Annotated in this window: 17 protein-coding genes; 12 read left to right on the forward strand and 5 right to left on the reverse strand. The window is 38.5% G+C overall.

The window, feature by feature from the left end:
• Nucleotides 1–46 precede the first annotated feature (46 nt).
• Entirely contained in the window at nucleotides 47–706 is a 660-nt protein-coding gene (locus AC1Z3S_RS04615; RefSeq protein ID WP_461739362.1) for a GOLPH3/VPS74 family protein, read from the reverse strand.
• A 218-nt stretch (nucleotides 707–924) separates the two neighbouring features.
• Here AC1Z3S_RS04615 and AC1Z3S_RS04620 point away from each other — a divergent pair, with 218 nt between their 5' ends.
• From AC1Z3S_RS04620 to AC1Z3S_RS04630, 3 genes are all read left to right on the forward strand, one after another.
• Complete coding sequence (locus AC1Z3S_RS04620; RefSeq protein ID WP_461735492.1) at nucleotides 925–1,596, forward strand: potassium channel family protein; 672 nt, start codon at nucleotides 925–927, stop codon at nucleotides 1,594–1,596.
• Nucleotides 1,597–1,610: 14 nt separating this feature from the next.
• The gene (locus AC1Z3S_RS04625) at nucleotides 1,611–1,901 is read left to right on the forward strand and encodes a HesB/YadR/YfhF family protein (RefSeq protein ID WP_461739363.1); all 291 of its coding nucleotides are present in this window, start codon (nucleotides 1,611–1,613) and stop codon (nucleotides 1,899–1,901) included.
• Between the two features lie 123 nt (nucleotides 1,902–2,024).
• Nucleotides 2,025–2,969: a glycosyltransferase family 2 protein gene (locus tag AC1Z3S_RS04630; protein WP_461739364.1), complete on the forward strand. Its 945-nt coding sequence runs from the start codon at nucleotides 2,025–2,027 to the stop codon at nucleotides 2,967–2,969.
• Nucleotides 2,970–3,292: 323 nt separating this feature from the next.
• Here the strand turns inward: AC1Z3S_RS04630 and AC1Z3S_RS04635 are convergent, their stop codons facing one another.
• The 4 genes from AC1Z3S_RS04635 to AC1Z3S_RS04650 all read right to left on the reverse strand — a co-directional run bounded on the left by AC1Z3S_RS04635 (nucleotide 3,293) and on the right by AC1Z3S_RS04650 (nucleotide 9,184).
• Nucleotides 3,293–4,930 (reverse strand): 6-pyruvoyl-tetrahydropterin synthase-related protein, encoded by a 1,638-nt coding sequence (locus AC1Z3S_RS04635; protein WP_461739365.1) that lies wholly within the window; start codon nucleotides 4,928–4,930, stop codon nucleotides 3,293–3,295.
• A 255-nt stretch (nucleotides 4,931–5,185) separates the two neighbouring features.
• Entirely contained in the window at nucleotides 5,186–6,730 is a 1,545-nt protein-coding gene (locus AC1Z3S_RS04640) for a glucosyltransferase domain-containing protein (protein WP_461739366.1), read from the reverse strand.
• Nucleotides 6,731–6,958: 228 nt separating this feature from the next.
• On the reverse strand, nucleotides 6,959–7,909 hold the full coding sequence (locus AC1Z3S_RS04645; protein ID WP_461739367.1) for an NAD(P)-dependent oxidoreductase: 951 nt from the start codon (nucleotides 7,907–7,909) through the stop codon (nucleotides 6,959–6,961).
• A 465-nt stretch (nucleotides 7,910–8,374) separates the two neighbouring features.
• On the reverse strand, nucleotides 8,375–9,184 hold the full coding sequence (locus AC1Z3S_RS04650) for a DUF1189 domain-containing protein (protein ID WP_461739368.1): 810 nt from the start codon (nucleotides 9,182–9,184) through the stop codon (nucleotides 8,375–8,377).
• Nucleotides 9,185–9,453: 269 nt separating this feature from the next.
• Here AC1Z3S_RS04650 and AC1Z3S_RS04655 point away from each other — a divergent pair, with 269 nt between their 5' ends.
• From AC1Z3S_RS04655 to AC1Z3S_RS04695, 9 genes are all read left to right on the forward strand, one after another.
• On the forward strand, nucleotides 9,454–9,888 hold the full coding sequence (locus AC1Z3S_RS04655) for a GtrA family protein (protein WP_461735497.1): 435 nt from the start codon (nucleotides 9,454–9,456) through the stop codon (nucleotides 9,886–9,888).
• 87 nt (nucleotides 9,889–9,975) lie between these two features.
• Nucleotides 9,976–10,587, forward strand: coding sequence for a superoxide dismutase (locus tag AC1Z3S_RS04660; protein WP_265455576.1), 612 nt, complete (start codon nucleotides 9,976–9,978; stop codon nucleotides 10,585–10,587).
• A 157-nt stretch (nucleotides 10,588–10,744) separates the two neighbouring features.
• Complete coding sequence (locus tag AC1Z3S_RS04665) at nucleotides 10,745–11,041, forward strand: hypothetical protein (protein ID WP_461739369.1); 297 nt, start codon at nucleotides 10,745–10,747, stop codon at nucleotides 11,039–11,041.
• A gap of 219 nt (nucleotides 11,042–11,260) precedes the next feature.
• Entirely contained in the window at nucleotides 11,261–11,470 is a 210-nt protein-coding gene (locus AC1Z3S_RS04670; protein WP_461739370.1) for a helix-turn-helix transcriptional regulator, read from the forward strand.
• Complete coding sequence (locus tag AC1Z3S_RS04675; RefSeq protein WP_461739371.1) at nucleotides 11,463–11,822, forward strand: hypothetical protein; 360 nt, start codon at nucleotides 11,463–11,465, stop codon at nucleotides 11,820–11,822. Before AC1Z3S_RS04670 ends, AC1Z3S_RS04675 begins: the two co-directional genes overlap by 8 nt.
• 20 nt (nucleotides 11,823–11,842) lie before the next feature.
• Nucleotides 11,843–12,010, forward strand: coding sequence for a KOW domain-containing RNA-binding protein (locus tag AC1Z3S_RS04680; RefSeq protein WP_461739372.1), 168 nt, complete (start codon nucleotides 11,843–11,845; stop codon nucleotides 12,008–12,010).
• A gap of 194 nt (nucleotides 12,011–12,204) precedes the next feature.
• Nucleotides 12,205–12,894, forward strand: a complete 690-nt coding sequence (locus tag AC1Z3S_RS04685) for a FadR/GntR family transcriptional regulator (protein ID WP_461739373.1) — start codon at nucleotides 12,205–12,207, stop codon at nucleotides 12,892–12,894.
• Nucleotides 12,895–12,984: 90 nt separating this feature from the next.
• The gene (locus tag AC1Z3S_RS04690; protein WP_461735503.1) at nucleotides 12,985–14,280 is read left to right on the forward strand and encodes a PTS sugar transporter subunit IIC; all 1,296 of its coding nucleotides are present in this window, start codon (nucleotides 12,985–12,987) and stop codon (nucleotides 14,278–14,280) included.
• A gap of 15 nt (nucleotides 14,281–14,295) precedes the next feature.
• The gene (locus AC1Z3S_RS04695) at nucleotides 14,296–15,714 is read left to right on the forward strand and encodes a glycoside hydrolase family 1 protein (RefSeq protein WP_461739374.1); all 1,419 of its coding nucleotides are present in this window, start codon (nucleotides 14,296–14,298) and stop codon (nucleotides 15,712–15,714) included.
• The last annotated feature ends 6 nt before the right edge of the window (nucleotides 15,715–15,720 follow it).

Below are 15,720 nucleotides of genomic sequence, written 5' to 3' on the forward strand. Positions count from 1 at the left end.
TAATGACTGCTGTTTCAATCATTAAAGTCCTAATTTTTAGCTTTTATCAGGTCATGGTAATAAAGGTAGTTGTGAAGATGGCAATCCATGAATCCATAGCATCCAATAGCTTGGTTATCAGCTGAAAGGAATCTGACTTGCGAATTTCCTTTAAGCGCTGTTTGATTAAGTCACGCTCGTATTTAGAAAAATACTTTCTAATTAGCGAGTTTTTTTCTAAAAGGGCCGATAGTATTACAACTTCATCGGTAATTTTGCCATCTTCCAATAGTTCTGCCCGGATCTTTTCGATAATCGCAATGACCATCTTTTCTTCCGGTAGCAGGTAGGTCTTATTTTTAAACAGGCCTTGATTGGGTTTTTCGGTTGCAACGCCTAATTGAACTAAAGACTCTCCGACTGATGTAAAGAGGGCTTTTGGCAGCTTATCATTGAAATAGAAGTCTTCGCCTAAGCTTTCAATTTTTTTGGGTTTGTTATCTTTAATAAAATCATAGACCGGTTGCAGATAGTTTAGTTGAGGAGGAAGCTCCTTTCCGACGACAAATCTTTTTTTGTTGTCCAACTCGATGATTCCAGCAAATTGCAACTCTAATATGGCGCTGGCAAACAAAATAGCCGCTCCTTCGTCGCTGTTAACCAATTCAGCGGCGCCTTTAGGATTTAACGAGCATAAAAAATAATCTTGTGTAAAACTTTTTCCCATTGTATTTCCTCCATTTTTTTAAAATTATGACTTAATTAAAGTCTATCAAAAGCTATTCATTTGTCAAAGAGCCTTAAAAATAGCAGTTGATTGGATGAGGAGTTTTCCTTTGATTTTTAACAGATTAGACTGTTAAGTTTCCTTTCAGCCGGCTAGTTTTTTTAGGCCCCCTTTGATATACTTCCTTATGAAGCTATTTTAGGAAATGAGGCAGAAGGATGAGCACGAAGCAGAACTTTGCGATTATTGGATTAGGTCGTTTTGGTGGCAGTATTTGTCGGACTTTGATTGAGGCGGGCATGGAAGTGCTGGCGATTGATAGCAGTGAAGATCGGGTAAATGAATATATGAATATTGCGACCCATGCGGTTGTCGCCAATGCGCAAGACGAGATGACGCTGCGTTCTTTGGGGATTCGTAATTTTGACTGTGTTGTAGTGGCGATTGGTGAAGATATTCAGGCCAGCATTTTGGCAACTTTGATGGTCAAAGAGCTGGGAGTACCGAATGTGTTAGCCAAAGCGGTTAATGATTATCACGCGCGGGTGCTGGAAAAAATCGGCGCCGATAAAGTTGTTCATCCAGAGCGGGACATGGGGGAACGAATTGCCCATCAGCTGGTTTCTAAAAATATTTTGGATTATCTGGAGCTCTCTGATAAATTCACCTTGGCTGAAATCCATGTCGAAAATGAAAAATTCTACAATAAGTCATTGATGGAGCTGAACTTCCGTCAGCATTTTGGCTTGACTGTCGTGGCTATTCGCCGCAAAAATGGTCAAGTCGTGGTCTCACCGGCTGCTGATGAAATTGTGCAGCAGGCAGACAATTTATTGGTAATTGGGGAGACAGATGATGTAGAATATTTAGATGAGAAGATGAATCAATAAAAGGTGGGCTAATTGTGAAAATTACTGTAACAGATCAAGCGTTGGCGTGGTTTAAAAAGGAGCTGACCTTTCCAGCAGGCAGCGGCGTGCATTTTTATGGAAAAGTTTACGGAGCAACAAATGTCCATGAAGGCTTTTCCGTTGGGATGTCAGTTGACCAGCCGGTAGCACCAATTTATTCGGAAACCATCGATGGTATTTTATTTTTCGTAGAAGAAACGGATGCTTGGTTCTTTGCCGATTATGATTTACTGGTGGATTATGATGAAAAATTAGAAGAACCAAATTATACTTTCAGCGAATAAATATTGAAGTATTCACAAGCGCAGCTTAAAAAAGCCGGCGCTTGTTTCTTTTTGGCGCCAGTTATATTACAATAACTTTAGAATTAGTACGTTTAAAGGAATTTTTGGAGGATTTTATCAACTATGCTATCAATTGTAGTGCCTTGTTATAATGAAGAAGAGTCAATTCCATTATTTTACGCTGAGATGGAAAAAGTTCAGCAGCTGGTGGAGGATGAGTTTGAATATATTTTTGTCAATGACGGCTCAAAGGATAATACCCTTGGCGTCCTGCGGGAATTAGCTCAGCAGGATCATAAGGTCCGCTATATCTCGTTTTCCCGCAATTTTGGCAAAGAAGCCGGCCTTTTAGCCGGCTTAGAAGCGACCCGGGGCCAATTGGTGACGGTGATGGATGCTGACTTACAAGATCCACCAGAATTACTGCCACAGATGATTGCCATGCTAGCAGCCGATCCTGATTTAGATTGTGTCGGTACCCGACGAGCTGACCGGGAAGGCGAGCCAGCCATCCGCAGCTTCTTTGCCCGCATGTTTTATAAAATTATCAATAAAATCGGTCAAGCGGAGATGGTGGACGGCGCTCGCGACTTTCGCCTAATGACCCGTCAAATGGTGGACGCTATTTTAGAGCTACGGGAATATAACCGTTTTTCTAAAGGCCTTTTCAGCTGGGTCGGCTTTAAAACCGAATACCTTTCCTATGAAAATCGTGAACGGGTTGCCGGTGATACCTCTTGGTCCTTTTGGTCTTTGTTGAATTATTCAATTGACGGTATTATTAATTTCTCTGATATGCCCTTGAATATTGCTTCTTTTATGGGCTTTTTCTCCTGTCTCGGCTCAGGAATCGCTATGCTGATTATTATTTTTCGGACGTTTTTCTATGGTGATCCGACTAGCGGCTGGCCATCAATGGTCTCCATTTTCCTTTTTGTCGGTGGCTTGCAGCTGATGTCTCTAGGAATTATCGGCAAGTACATCGGCAAGATTTTTTTAGAAACAAAAAATCGGCCGGTTTATATTGTCAAGGAGACAGAGGAGAAGGTACGGGTTGAGGAAGAATAGCATTTTTAGACACTAGACATTTTGAGGATAGCTGGACTCTTGTGTGTACTTTTCAAAGTAATATGTTAGTGAAATATTAAAAAACTACTCTTTGATTTAAAGAGTAGTTTTTTATTTTGGAACTTGCTTATTTTAAATCTTTTGACGGCGCCAATCTTCATGGGATTTATTGTGAACATGAAATATGCTTAAGTAATTGTTTAGAATCCGGCTCCGTGCATCTGTGAAATAAAAAAAGATTATAATATTTTTTGAGAAATTGAATATAAATTTTTACTAAGCACTCAAAGGATGAGGTAGCTCTTTTTCTCCTTGTTGTTCTGTCATCTGTATTTCCGAAATAGTTGGTACCCTATCACTACTAAGAAGCTAGTTATTGATATAATCCAAGCTAATTTACTTAATAATGGATAATGGTAAGAGACTACTATATTATTTTCTCCCTGCTGACTTTGAAATGAGACTAATGGTCCGTTATCTTCAGATTCAATTTCCTGGCCATTATTTGTCAGAGTTAATCCAGCATATCTAAAAACTGGTAAGACAATTTCTGCCTGATTTTCAGCAATAAAACTGTAGTTTTGTTGATTTGCGGAGATAGTAATTTCTGCTTCAATAGGCAATCCATTTGCAGTGACTATTTGTTGGCTAAGCTGGTCTTCTTGCTCCTTTGAATATACTGGTGAATAATCAACACGCCCTAGACTGACATTTCTGGTCACACTATCAAAAGTAACTTGTGAATAGTCAGTAGCATTTAAACTTTCAGATGATGCACGTATAGATCCCATATTTAACACTATTAAAATTAGTGCAAATATGGCAATAGCTAATTTCCTAAATCGGGTTGTTTCAATTAATTCATGGATATAAATTGCTCCAGCAAAGCCTATAAATAACGAAGTAAGACCCAAGAAGCGCCAAGGAAATTGAATGTTGGTAAAAAGAGTTGACTGTAAAATTGACCAAGGGAAAAGCTTTGTTGACATAATGAATGCTAAAGCTCCTAGAATTAAGCTTATTTTCTGAACTTTATTTAAGTTTTTGAATTGTAATAGCATTGTGACTAAAAGCGCTGTAATCAATAAGCCAAGTGAAATCGTACTGTATGAATTATTTAATCCTTCTACTATAAGCGTACCACTATTAAAACTATTTGAAGCTAAATCTGCAATAAACGGCATATTTAATTCTTGAAACTCACTATTAATTAATAATGGTACTAGAAAACCTAAACTAAGTAGTAAAATTAGTAATCCTGACTTAACGAAAGATAGTGTGACAGCAATAAATTTTTTTTGATGGGTGATACCATAAAATAGATAGCATAATACAACAAATAAAAAAGCGAGGAATGAAGTAATTACATGACTATATATAATTAAAGAAAAGCTGAAGGCCAGCATCAAGATTCCTTGCTTATTGTTTTTAAGTATTAAGAAAACTCCACAGAAAACTAAAGGGAGAAAAGTCATTGCGATAACTTCACCTAGTGCTGCTCTAGTATAAATGTTAACCATTCGATATGTTGAAAAGACGTATAGTAAAGAGAATATGAAACCAATTCGGTGACTGTGAGTTATTTTGAGGGCAGAGTAATGCGAATTTAAAAAAGTCAATAATGTGATAAATAGCATATAAAGGTTATATCCAACGCCAATATTATCAACTAGTTTTACTAATAATAAAGCTGGATACAATGTCAGCCAACCGTAAAAATTATTTACTTGCAAGCCTACAGAATGAAGAACTTCTAAGTTTACCGGTGACTGGAGCACGTTTTCCAAACTTAAGATTCGGTTGAGGTGAAAATTCATATCGTTACCGTCAAAAATGATGTGATTATTAAGGGAAAAACCTGTTGCTAAAAAGCTCAGAATAAAATATCCAAAAACAATTAAAGCTATTTCGATAACTTTAAATTTCCAATTCTTTTTTGACGTGGCTCTTTCTGTATTCAAATAAATCCTCCTTGTTTCTATTCGACTACAAGACTCTTTTTAAAGTTAAAGCCGGTCGATTATTCGTAATATACGACTCAGTTTAACATAAATAAAATTAACTGAGTGGGTAAATATAAATTCATTTGAGAAAACTCTATTTTTCCTTATTAACTATTAATTTGTAATCCTTTTTATTGATAGAAATTGGCAGATAATAGCTATGTCTCCTTTTTTTAGGTCCATCATTCATTTCAAGAAATGAAGATAGACTAGCTATTGCTCCCCAAGGTTCACCACTACATAATGATCAATAACCTGCAAATAGCCATCCTCTGGATAACTTGGCATGGACTGTGCGACTGCGGCTAATTCTTGATATTTGGCTGAATCTTCAGAATAGCCGATGGGAAAACCTTCAGCGAAAAGAAAATCAGCGATTCTACGGGTGTTTCCAGTTGGCGCATCCGTGTCGAATTCAAAAAAAGAAGCGCCTATGATTTCACCTTTCAAAATTTGTAAACCAGAAAAATCAATTTCCCCGTAAGCAACAAGTTGGTAATTTTCAGGGTCAGTAATCCCTAGATTAGCAATTTCAGTTTGAATGCTTTCAGCAATTGTCTGTTCTTGTTGAAAAATCATATTGGTAGTCTGACCTAAACGGAAAGTTGAAAAACCTTGAAACAGGCTGATAACTAAGGAAAATAGTAGTAAGCCACGCTTGATTTTTAGAGAATCAAGCTCAGTAGCAATCGCAGCTGTCAAGAAGAACAATACGAAATATATAGTTGGATAGTAACTGCGAATAGGTCCTACCCATCCGAGTGTCAAGATTAGGAAACTGACACATAAAAATAACACACCAACAGTAATGGTTAAAGAAATCTTTCGTTGCAACGTATTTTTCCGATTAAAAAGGACAGCCAGAAGAAATAGCACTCCAAATACAGAGAAAAAACCTAGGAAAAAAGGCCTGTGAATGGAAAATAAATTTCGAATCAGCAGCCAAGCAGTTTCAACAATGTAATTCTTAAATGGGATCTGTAAAAAATAAAAATCAAAGGAGATATAACCATTCGCAGCAATATTAAACATCTGATAGACTAGTTTATTGATGAGTAAATAACCAATAAAAGATAAAACAAGGACTGCGATATATGGGATAGCTTGTTTAAGATAATCAACAATAGTGGTCTCTTCGTTGGTTTTTAAGTAGACACTAAGGATTGCTAGGACAACAAAAGAAACCTGTAAGGATTGATAGATGGCAAACGAAAAAGTTGATAAGAAAAGGGCAGCTATCAGCAATACAGCAGACACAGTTTTAGTTTTCTTCTCAAAAGCCATTTGAATCATCAAAATAGCTATTAGTTGAAAAATAACAGCTAGCTGGACTTCTATACTTTGCAATATGAAGTTAGTCTGCTCAATCGTGCTAGGGGCAGTGATGGCGACTAGCGAAGCCGCAAAGAGGATTGGCGTAGAAATTTTTTTTGAGGATCGCCAAAACATGTAACAGAGTAGGAGCACAGTTACTGTCAACAAAAAGTAAGTCATTACATTTATAAAAACAGGATAAATGGAAGTACCCCAGGGTAAAACTCTTTTCAAAAATACTAAGCCATAGCGGTTTAGAGCCAGCCACCAGCTCAATGTTCCCTCTGGGTCTGCCATCATTCTTTCCGTATCGATACTAAAACTATAATTGAAAATTTTAGGGGCGTAAACAAGTGCAACAGCCACTAAACAAAAAATAGTTAAGCCCAGTTGTTGCTTTAAAAAGGCAAAAATACTTGTGGATTCCTTTGAAGTTGTGGGCATTTAAATTAAATCCTCTGTCATTTATTTCACGTATTTGAGGTGCTTAAAACGTAATAAATTGATTATACCAGTGGATTTTGAGGAAAACTAGTCTGTAATTAGTGCTTATGAGACTGATAAGGGTTACAAAATAGAAGTAGAAGAAATTTTACGAGGCATGGAACTCTCTTTGTCTTTAGACTTTTTCAAAAAAATAGAAACCTGCCGAACAATCGACAGGTTTCTATTTTAATACCCCTTATCCAGACTCACTTCATTTTTCACTAATTTTCCATCGGCGACATAGGATTTCAAATTGGCTAAGAAAATTTTCATAAATTTCTTTTGGAAGCCGACTAATTCACCAGACATGTGAGGAGTAATTAGCAGATTTTTTGTCTGCCATAAAATGCTATCTGCTGGTAATGGCTCAGTCTTGAAGACATCCAGAGCGGCGAAGGCCAATTCGCCTGTTTCTAAAGCCGTCGCCAAATCATCTTCGACAACGGAAGGACCGCGGCCAACATTGATAAAAATACTATCAGGATGCAGTCCGCTAAAGAAGGTACTGTCATAGATAGCCGTTGTTTCTGCTGTCAAAGGCAGAATGTTGACGATAATATCCATGCCTTGTGCGACTTTGTTTAAATTTTTAAAGGTGTAAGTTTCAAAGAAGCCATCTACTTGATGTCCAGTTGTGTTCACGCCATAGACTTGAACGCCAAGAGCGCCGGCTGCTTGAGCCGTTTTTTGACCGATATGACCGGTACCGACAATCAGCATTTTCTTCTCCGCTAATTGGCCAACTGTCAGCTCGTTGCGATGCTGCCATAGCGTATTTTCCTGATGTTGCGCAATCGTCAGCAAATCCCGGTAATAAGCCAATAAAACACCGATAATATGCTCAGTAATCGCCGTGGCATGGATGCCGCTGGAATTTGAAAGCAGGATATTATTTTTTTGATAGTCTTTAAGGGGCAGATAATCGACACCGGCTGAAATTGCTTGGACCCATTTCAAACGGTTGTTGGTTAGTAACTCTGGAGCGAGCTTTTTATCCCAGCCGATAGTGATTTCTACATTTGCTATGTCCTCTGGCGCTAGCTCGGTTTGGAAACGATAGTCTGGGGCAATCGTTTTGATTTGATCTAAAAACTCGTCTTTAAAGTTTCGTGATGCATAAATAATTGGCTGTGTCATAAAGCAAACCTCTTTCTGTGTAAATTTTGCTAGTTACATTGTAGCAAAGGCGACCTTTTTCAGCAAAATATCTCGCTGTTTAGTGGTGAGAAAGGCTGATTGATTGACTATATAAAAAAGCTGTCAGTGAAAGAGTGGTTCCTTTTGTGGAGTGAAAGACTCATTGGTTTAGCAAATTACATTTTTAGAAAATTTTTTTGGAAGAAATTGCTTAGGAAAAACTGCGTAGAAAGAAATTGAGTAATGAGAGAGTACTTTATAAGAAGTTGCCCTCAAAAATCGAGCCATTTTCAAAATGGCAAGGTTTAGCAAAAAGAAAGGCTAATGAATCGGTTAGAGATTATAGAAAGAAAAAGTTTGTACCACCTCAATGCCCTCAACACTCTTGAAAAACTTGGCTAAAAAAACCATTAGCTCTCAGCTCTTCCAAGTGGGTGGAGAGCGGAAAACTAACGGATTTTATCTTTATTTGATAACAGGTGGCTTGGGCGCCAATGATTTGGTAGCTCTTGAAAAGATGAAGAGGGTCAAGAGCATTGTAAATAATGATACGTCAAAGCTTGGTAAAAAGAAGGAAATCAGTGCGGATAAAATAATCGGCACCGTTGCGCTGTAGACGGAAATTTTTAAGGTTTCAAAGAAGGTTAAGCGAATCCGCCGCAGTGTGCTGAATAAAAAGCAAGTGATGCCTCCAAAGAGAAGGGTGAACATCAGGCTCAGCCAAACAGGATAGAGTAAAAATAGAAAGACTAGGGCTTCCATCCAAAAAGGCAGCTGGGTCTCTGTCAGCATCTGACGGATATCGGCACCGGTCAGTTGCGCTAGAGTTTCATTATCATAAGGAATTTCAAAAATATTGGAGCCAAAGACGGCCGAAATCATATCGGAATTGGCAAAAGCGATAATCAGTTCATTTTTAGAAAAGCCGATACTGAACAAGTTTCCCACCAAATCACTTGAAATTTCTTCGGGCGTGCGCTGGCCTTCAGGGTCAAAGGTAAAGACAATTGTGTCGGTTTGATAAATGAAGCCCTTGGTATCATCGGTGACGATTTCGCCGTTTTCAAAATGAAAATCAGGAATCTCAGCGGCAATCTGGGTCCCGTCAGTTTGAATATCGCCGACAAAGGAGAAGACCCCTTGGGCAATCGGCAGTGCTAAAATCACCCCTAAAAACAAGGCGTAGAGAATCGTTTTCCAAAAAGGAATTTTGCGGGCAGCCTGCAATTGGTCGAATTGATAAAAAGAAGCTAAAAATAATTTCCAGTTTGTCATGATGGTTCCTTTCTTAATCTGTCTAGTTTGTATTTTATCGAAGAGCGGCCCTAAACACAAGGTAAGTCCCGTTTTTTCTTGAAGATTGTTTTTTATTGACGACTAGTTGCCTCAATTAGCCCGCGATTTGCTGGAGAATTCGGCGGACACGTTTTTTATTATGACTTTTTTCAATGAATTGACTATGAACAGATTTGTGGCGGGGATGACTAGTATTCTGCGGCTTTTTATTTTAAGATAGATAGGAGAACTTTTTGAAGGAGCAGGTTATGGAATTTTTTAAAAAATGGAAAAAAATCTTAGAAGATAAAGGCTATTGGGAAATTTTATCCTATTTATTTTTCGGCGGGGCAACGACAGTCGTCAATATGGGCGTCTTTTTTATCGCCAACGCCTTTTTGCATCATTATATTGTGGCGAATACAATCGCCTGGTTTATCTCGGTCCTCTTTGCTTTTGTCACCAATAAAATTTTTGTCTTCCAAACAAAGAGCGAGACTGTCGGTCAGCTGGTCTGGGAATGGCTGAAATTTATGTTTTACCGGATTTTATCATTAGGAATAGATAACGGTTCCTTGTATGTGATTGTTGACGTTTTCAAATGGAATGTCTTTGTTGGCAAGCTGGTATCCCAAGTGCTGGTTGTGGTTGCCAATTATGCCTTCAGTAAATTGTTCATTTTTAAAAAAACAACGGAAGAATAGCGGGAAAATAAGGAAGCATATCTTTTGAAGATTTCACAAGTGAATGGTACTCTTATCTTGTACTTAAAATTTGAGGAGGACTTTAAAATGGCTTACACTTTACCAGAATTACCTTACGCTTATGATGCTTTGGAACCTTATATCGATGTTGAAACTATGCATTTGCATCATGACAAACACCACAACACTTACGTGACTAATTTGAATGCAGCAATTGAAAAATATCCAGAACTTGGCGAACAAACTGTTGAAGAATTAGTAACGAACTTAAATGAAGTCCCTGAAGATATTCGTGGAGCTGTGCGCAACAATGGCGGCGGCCACGCTAACCATAGCTTCTTCTGGAAAATTATGGGACCAAACGCTGGCGGCAAGCCAACTGGCCCAATCGCAGATGCCATCAATGATGCATTTGGCGATTTTGAAAAATTCAAAGAAGCCTTTAAAACTGCTGCAACTGGCCGTTTCGGTTCAGGCTGGGCTTGGCTAGTAGTCAACAACGGCAAATTAGAAATTACCTCAACAGGCAACCAAGATTCTCCATTAACTGATGGTAAAACACCAGTGATTGGTCTTGATGTTTGGGAACATGCTTACTACTTGAAATACAAAAACGTACGCCCTGATTACATCGCAGCTTTCTGGGAAGTTATCAACTGGGATCAGGTAAATAAAAACTTTGAAGAAGCAACTATCTAAAGCTTAAGCAATACGATTTTTCCCGCCATATGTAAAAAGAGTGGCGGGATTTTTTGTAAAAATTTTTAAAGAACAACAATTTTTCTCGTAACTTCTCCCTGTCGAGGCACAAATCAATTATACTATTTTGAAAGGGCTTAATTTATGGGGGGAGCAAATGAAAGCAAAGAAGATAAATCTTATTTTAGGCTGGGGCTTGGGCATAGTGATTGCGGGCTTTTTTCTGCTGCATATCTCAACCGAAGCAGCCTTACGCACGCATTTATTTTTTTCCGGCCATCCGCTAGTAGCGATAACCAGCGATGTCTCGCCGGTGGAATTTTTTGAAAACGGTGAAATCATCTATGCAGTTGAAAATCCGCCAGTTGATTCAGCTACGCAAACAAGATTGGACCGTTTTACCCTTGAACCGGCGTTAGGAGTTTTGTATTTTGCTAAATATACAGGAGTGTAGGTGCTGAGAATTTCATAAAGCTTGTGGCATATTTTTGTAAAGCCGTTTGAATAGTCAAATTTAAAATCACCTGTCAATTTGCCAAAATTAAATAAAATTTTTTTTAGTATTCAGCCAAGACTAGATGTGGGGCTGAATATTTTTTGTCTTTTCTTATTGACTAAATGTAACTAAGTGATTACAATATGTTTAGTAGCTGTTACTAAAGGAGACGGAGTTATGATAAAAAACCGTTTGAAAGTTTTGCGGGCTGAGAGAGATTGGACGCAATCTGATTTAGCCAAGCGGGCTGGTATATCGCGGCAGGCGGTCATTTCGATTGAGAAATACAAATACACGCCTTCCTTGGACTTGGCCTTTACTTTAGCCAAAGTCTTTGCGGTGCCAATCACAGAAGTGTTTAGTCAGGAGAGAGAAGAAGATGAATGATGTGCTTGAGTTACTCAATATTTTTGGCTTGCTGATCTTAGGACTTGCCGCTTTCGGCACTGTGCTATTTGAACTGAGAAAGCGCCGTGTTTATCAAAATGATGAACGCTGGCAGTTGATTGTCAGTAAAGGCAATCAGATTACTTATGGTGCAGCGTCTATCTTGGCAACCTTTGTCTTAATTGTCTTGCTATGTTCAGATTTTGGTTTCTTAAAACGCATTAGTTTTTTTGAACTAGCCTTTCAAAAGGAAAATCTTTTTCAATTTCTCTATTTTATGGGCATCATAACACCATATCTGCTGATTGGCACCCGCATCAGCTCTCTATTTATACTAGATAAAAAAATGTAAAAGAAAGCAGGAAAAATAATATGAAACAATTTAAAATTGGCGATGGTGTCACTCCCTTGGATGGACCATTTAAGGGAATCTATGGTGTTGTCGTTTACTATGATGAAAAAGAACAGGTTTTGGTTCGTTTTACCGGCAGTCAGCAGTTGTATTTTGCTGAGGTGGATTTACGGTTGTGGGAGAAGTGAGAAGAACACTCTCGGTAATACTTACGGAAAGAATTTATATCTGATATCCGTTGCTGATGCTAAAAATTGTACTTCAATATCATCAGATGTTTTTATAGAACAAAAGAAGTTGCTATTTTTTGACTTGAAAAAAATGCAAAAAGTAATTAGAATGAAAGCATATACATCAGATGAATTTTGAAAGGGGCATGCAAGTGGAAGCGACGAAAACTTTGGTTGAGCAGACAACAGATAAAATTATTGCTTTTATCAAAACGCATGATTTGAAGATTGGCAATAAACTTCCCAATGAGTACCAGTTATCCCAAGAGCTAGATGTTGGGCGTAGCACTTTACGGGAAGCAGTTCGTGTGCTAGTTTCCCGTAATATTTTAGAAGTCCGCCAAGGGTCAGGGACTTTTATTAGTGATAAGCGGGGCATCGCAACAGACCCTTTAGGCTTTTCTTTGATTAAAGACCAAGATAAGATGATTTTAGATTTATTTGAGCTGCGTTACTTGTTGGAGCCTAAAATGGCCGCCTTGGCCGCTCAAAATGCCTCCGCTAAACAAATCGAGCGAATCACCTATTTGAAGGATGAAATTGAAATTTCATTTTTAGAAGGAACGGATGACCACATTCAATTGGATATTGAATTGCACACGACGATTGCTGAGGCTAGCGGAAATGTTGGCTTGACGCACATCATTCCAGTAATTAATGAGTCGATCGCCCTATTTAATAAGAGTTATAATGTCGAACGGCTGAAGATTGAAACTATTGCTCTACATTCAGATATTGTTGAGGCGATTGCTAACCATGATCAGCTGGAAGCTTTTGATACGATGACAGTTCATATGGCCACTAACCGCAAGGAGTTTCGCAAGATAATGAAAAAAAAATAGAAAACGCTTTAAAAAAAAGTTGACAAGTCATCTGATGTATTTTATATTGAAATACATCAGATGACTTTTTTATTTTGAGGAGGAGAAAGAATGAGTGGTTTTATGGACAAACTAACCGATGTGCTAGGAAGTTTTGCAAACAAGATTAATAATCTGCGCTACATCATGGTCATTAAAAATGCATTCTCTGCATTAATTCCAGTAATTATTACGGGAGCTTTTGGAACATTATTCTCAGCGATGGTTTTTGATGCTGACAATGGTTTAGCACAAATTAATGCCTTGCGGTTTTTAGAGGAATTGAAACCGATTGCATCAGCAGTGAGTTATGTAACACTGAGCTTTTTAACTATTTATGCTGTATTTCTAATAGGGATTGAGTTAGCTAAGCTCAATAAAATCAGCGGGGTATTTCCGGGGATTTTAGCAGTGATGTCTTATTTATCCGTTAATCCCACCACCTATGAGCTAGTCAATAATGATACGACAGTTTTAGTGGAAAACGTGTTAGCTAAACAATATACTGACACTAAAGGGTTATTTCTAGGAATGTTTGTTGCAATTGTCTCAGTCGAATTATATAGCTGGTTAGGAAAACGTGACGGCTTGAAAATTAAAATGCCGGACACAGTACCGAGTAATGTATCTGCTAGTTTTTCGGCGCTATTTCCCACAATTATTACAGTAGCAGTAATTGCCAGTGCGGGTTTTGCTATCAAAGCAATCACCGGTCAGTATGCTTATGACATTATTTATAATATTGTTCAACGACCTTTAGAAAGTGTTGTGCAAGGTTTACCAGGGATTTTAATTCTAATGCTGGTTGCCCAAGTCTTTTGGGTGATTGGGATTCATGGTAATCAGATGGTTAAACCAATCCGTGAACCGTTGCTGTTAGCTGCGATTGCCGTCAATACAGAGGCTTTTGAAGCGGGCAGAGAAATTCCTAACATTATCACGATGCCGTTTTGGGATATGTATATGAGTATGGGTGGTTCTGGTGTTACCATTGGTCTGTTAGTTGCTATTTTATTAGTAGGTAAACGAGATGACATGCGGGAAATTACCAAGTTATCTCTGGCTCCTGGTATCTTTAATATTAATGAACCAGTAATTTTCGGAATGCCGATTATGTTGAACCCGATTTTGGCGATTCCTTTCATCATCACGCCTTTAGTAACTGGGACAATCGGTTACTTTGCGACTTCATTAGGATTTGCTGCAAAAGCCGTCGTGATGGTGCCATGGCCAATGCCGCCAATCGTAAATGCCTACTTGGCAACTGCTGGTGATATCGGTGCAGTCATCACCCAGGCAATCTGTATTGTTGTCGCTATTTTGATTTATTTACCATTCGTTAAGATTTCTAATAAAGAAAGTCGTTAATCAAAGGAGAGCTTTATGAAAATCACAATCCCTGAAAATTTTATTATCGGAGCCGCTTCATCCGCTTGGCAAACTGAAGGCTGGGTTGGCAAAAAGGAAAACCAGGATTCCTATTTAGATCGTTGGTATAAAAATGAAAAATTTGTTTGGCACAATGGCTATGGCCCAGCAGTTGCTACCAATTTTATGGAAAAATACCAAGATGACGTTGACTTGATGAAGGAAATCAAGCTAACTCATTATCGGACCTCCATCAATTGGGCCCGCTTTTTCACTGATCACGAACAATTAATTGTCGATGAGGACTACGCCCAGCACATCAGTGATGTGATTAATGCGCTATTAGCAGCCGGTGTAGAACCAATGCTGTGCTTGGAGCATTACGAGGTACCGGCAGTCTTATCTGATAAATATGATGGCTGGTCTTCGCGAAAAGTCGTTGATTTATATGCCGGCTATGCCAAAATCGCCTTTGAACGTTTTGGCGACAGGGTCAAACAGTGGTTTACCTTTAACGAACCGATTGTGCCGCAGACCCGCATTTATTTAGATGCGATTCGCTGGCCTCACGAGCAAAACACGCAGAAGTGGTTGCTGTGGAATTACCATAAAGTTTTAGCTAGTGCCAAGGCTGTTGAAATCTACCATGAACTAAATCAAGGTGGCCGGATTGGCTGTGTTTTAAATCCTGAGATGGTTTATGCCCGTTCTAGCTCCGAGGCTGACCAAAAAGCAGCTGCTATGTATGATTTATTTTTTAATCAAATTTTCTTTACACCAATGATTAAAGGAATTTTTCCACAGGAATTGATTGATATTTGTCAAGCTCATGGGGTTTGGATTGAAACAGCTGCTGAAGATTTGGCGACTATTAAGGAAAATACATTGGACTTTTTAGGGGTGAACCAGTATTATCCTAAACGAGTTCGTTCACCAAAATACGCACCAAATGCAGAGACACCTTTCCATCCAGAAATTTTCTATGACACCTTCGATTTGCCTGGTAAACAGATGAATAATTCCCGTGGTTGGGAAATTTATCCGCAGGTGATGTATGATATGGCCCTTTATTTGAAAAATAATTATGGCAATATCCCATGGCTGATTACTGAAAATGGCATGGGCCGGGAGAATGAAGAGCAGTATCAAGATGAAACTGGGATGGTGCAGGATAGCTATCGCATTGATTTTATCAGCCAGCACTTACGCTATTTAATTAAAGCCGTCGAAGAAGGAGCTAACTGTGAAGGCTATATGCTTTGGGCCTTTACCGATTGTGTTTCTCCGATGAATGCCTTCAAAAATCGCTATGGTTTGGTGCGAATTGAGCTAAATGAAGAGCGCACCCGTTCTATGAAAAAATCGGGACAGTGGTATAAATCAATTATCGAGACCCGCCAATTTGAAGTAGCAGACGAACAGGAATATAAATAGGTAAAA

The sequence above is a fragment of the Enterococcus sp. LJL90 genome (assembly GCF_056924355.1).

What these genes read in the sequence shown, in the direction of transcription:
- AC1Z3S_RS04615 (WP_461739362.1), bottom strand. Translation starts at nt 706, where the DNA reads ATGGGAAAAAGTTTTACACAAGATTATTTTTTATGCTCGTTAAATCCT.
- AC1Z3S_RS04620 (WP_461735492.1), top strand. Translation starts at nt 925, where the DNA reads ATGAGCACGAAGCAGAACTTTGCGATTATTGGATTAGGTCGTTTTGGT.
- AC1Z3S_RS04630 (WP_461739364.1), top strand. Translation starts at nt 2,025, where the DNA reads ATGCTATCAATTGTAGTGCCTTGTTATAATGAAGAAGAGTCAATTCCA.
- AC1Z3S_RS04640 (WP_461739366.1), bottom strand. Translation starts at nt 6,730, where the DNA reads ATGCCCACAACTTCAAAGGAATCCACAAGTATTTTTGCCTTTTTAAAG.
- AC1Z3S_RS04645 (WP_461739367.1), bottom strand. Translation starts at nt 7,909, where the DNA reads ATGACACAGCCAATTATTTATGCATCACGAAACTTTAAAGACGAGTTT.
- AC1Z3S_RS04650 (WP_461739368.1), bottom strand. Translation starts at nt 9,184, where the DNA reads ATGACAAACTGGAAATTATTTTTAGCTTCTTTTTATCAATTCGACCAA.
- AC1Z3S_RS04655 (WP_461735497.1), top strand. Translation starts at nt 9,454, where the DNA reads ATGGAATTTTTTAAAAAATGGAAAAAAATCTTAGAAGATAAAGGCTAT.
- AC1Z3S_RS04660 (WP_265455576.1), top strand. Translation starts at nt 9,976, where the DNA reads ATGGCTTACACTTTACCAGAATTACCTTACGCTTATGATGCTTTGGAA.
- AC1Z3S_RS04665 (WP_461739369.1), top strand. Translation starts at nt 10,745, where the DNA reads ATGAAAGCAAAGAAGATAAATCTTATTTTAGGCTGGGGCTTGGGCATA.
- AC1Z3S_RS04670 (WP_461739370.1), top strand. Translation starts at nt 11,261, where the DNA reads ATGATAAAAAACCGTTTGAAAGTTTTGCGGGCTGAGAGAGATTGGACG.
- AC1Z3S_RS04675 (WP_461739371.1), top strand. Translation starts at nt 11,463, where the DNA reads ATGAATGATGTGCTTGAGTTACTCAATATTTTTGGCTTGCTGATCTTA.
- AC1Z3S_RS04680 (WP_461739372.1), top strand. Translation starts at nt 11,843, where the DNA reads ATGAAACAATTTAAAATTGGCGATGGTGTCACTCCCTTGGATGGACCA.
- AC1Z3S_RS04690 (WP_461735503.1), top strand. Translation starts at nt 12,985, where the DNA reads ATGAGTGGTTTTATGGACAAACTAACCGATGTGCTAGGAAGTTTTGCA.
- AC1Z3S_RS04695 (WP_461739374.1), top strand. Translation starts at nt 14,296, where the DNA reads ATGAAAATCACAATCCCTGAAAATTTTATTATCGGAGCCGCTTCATCC.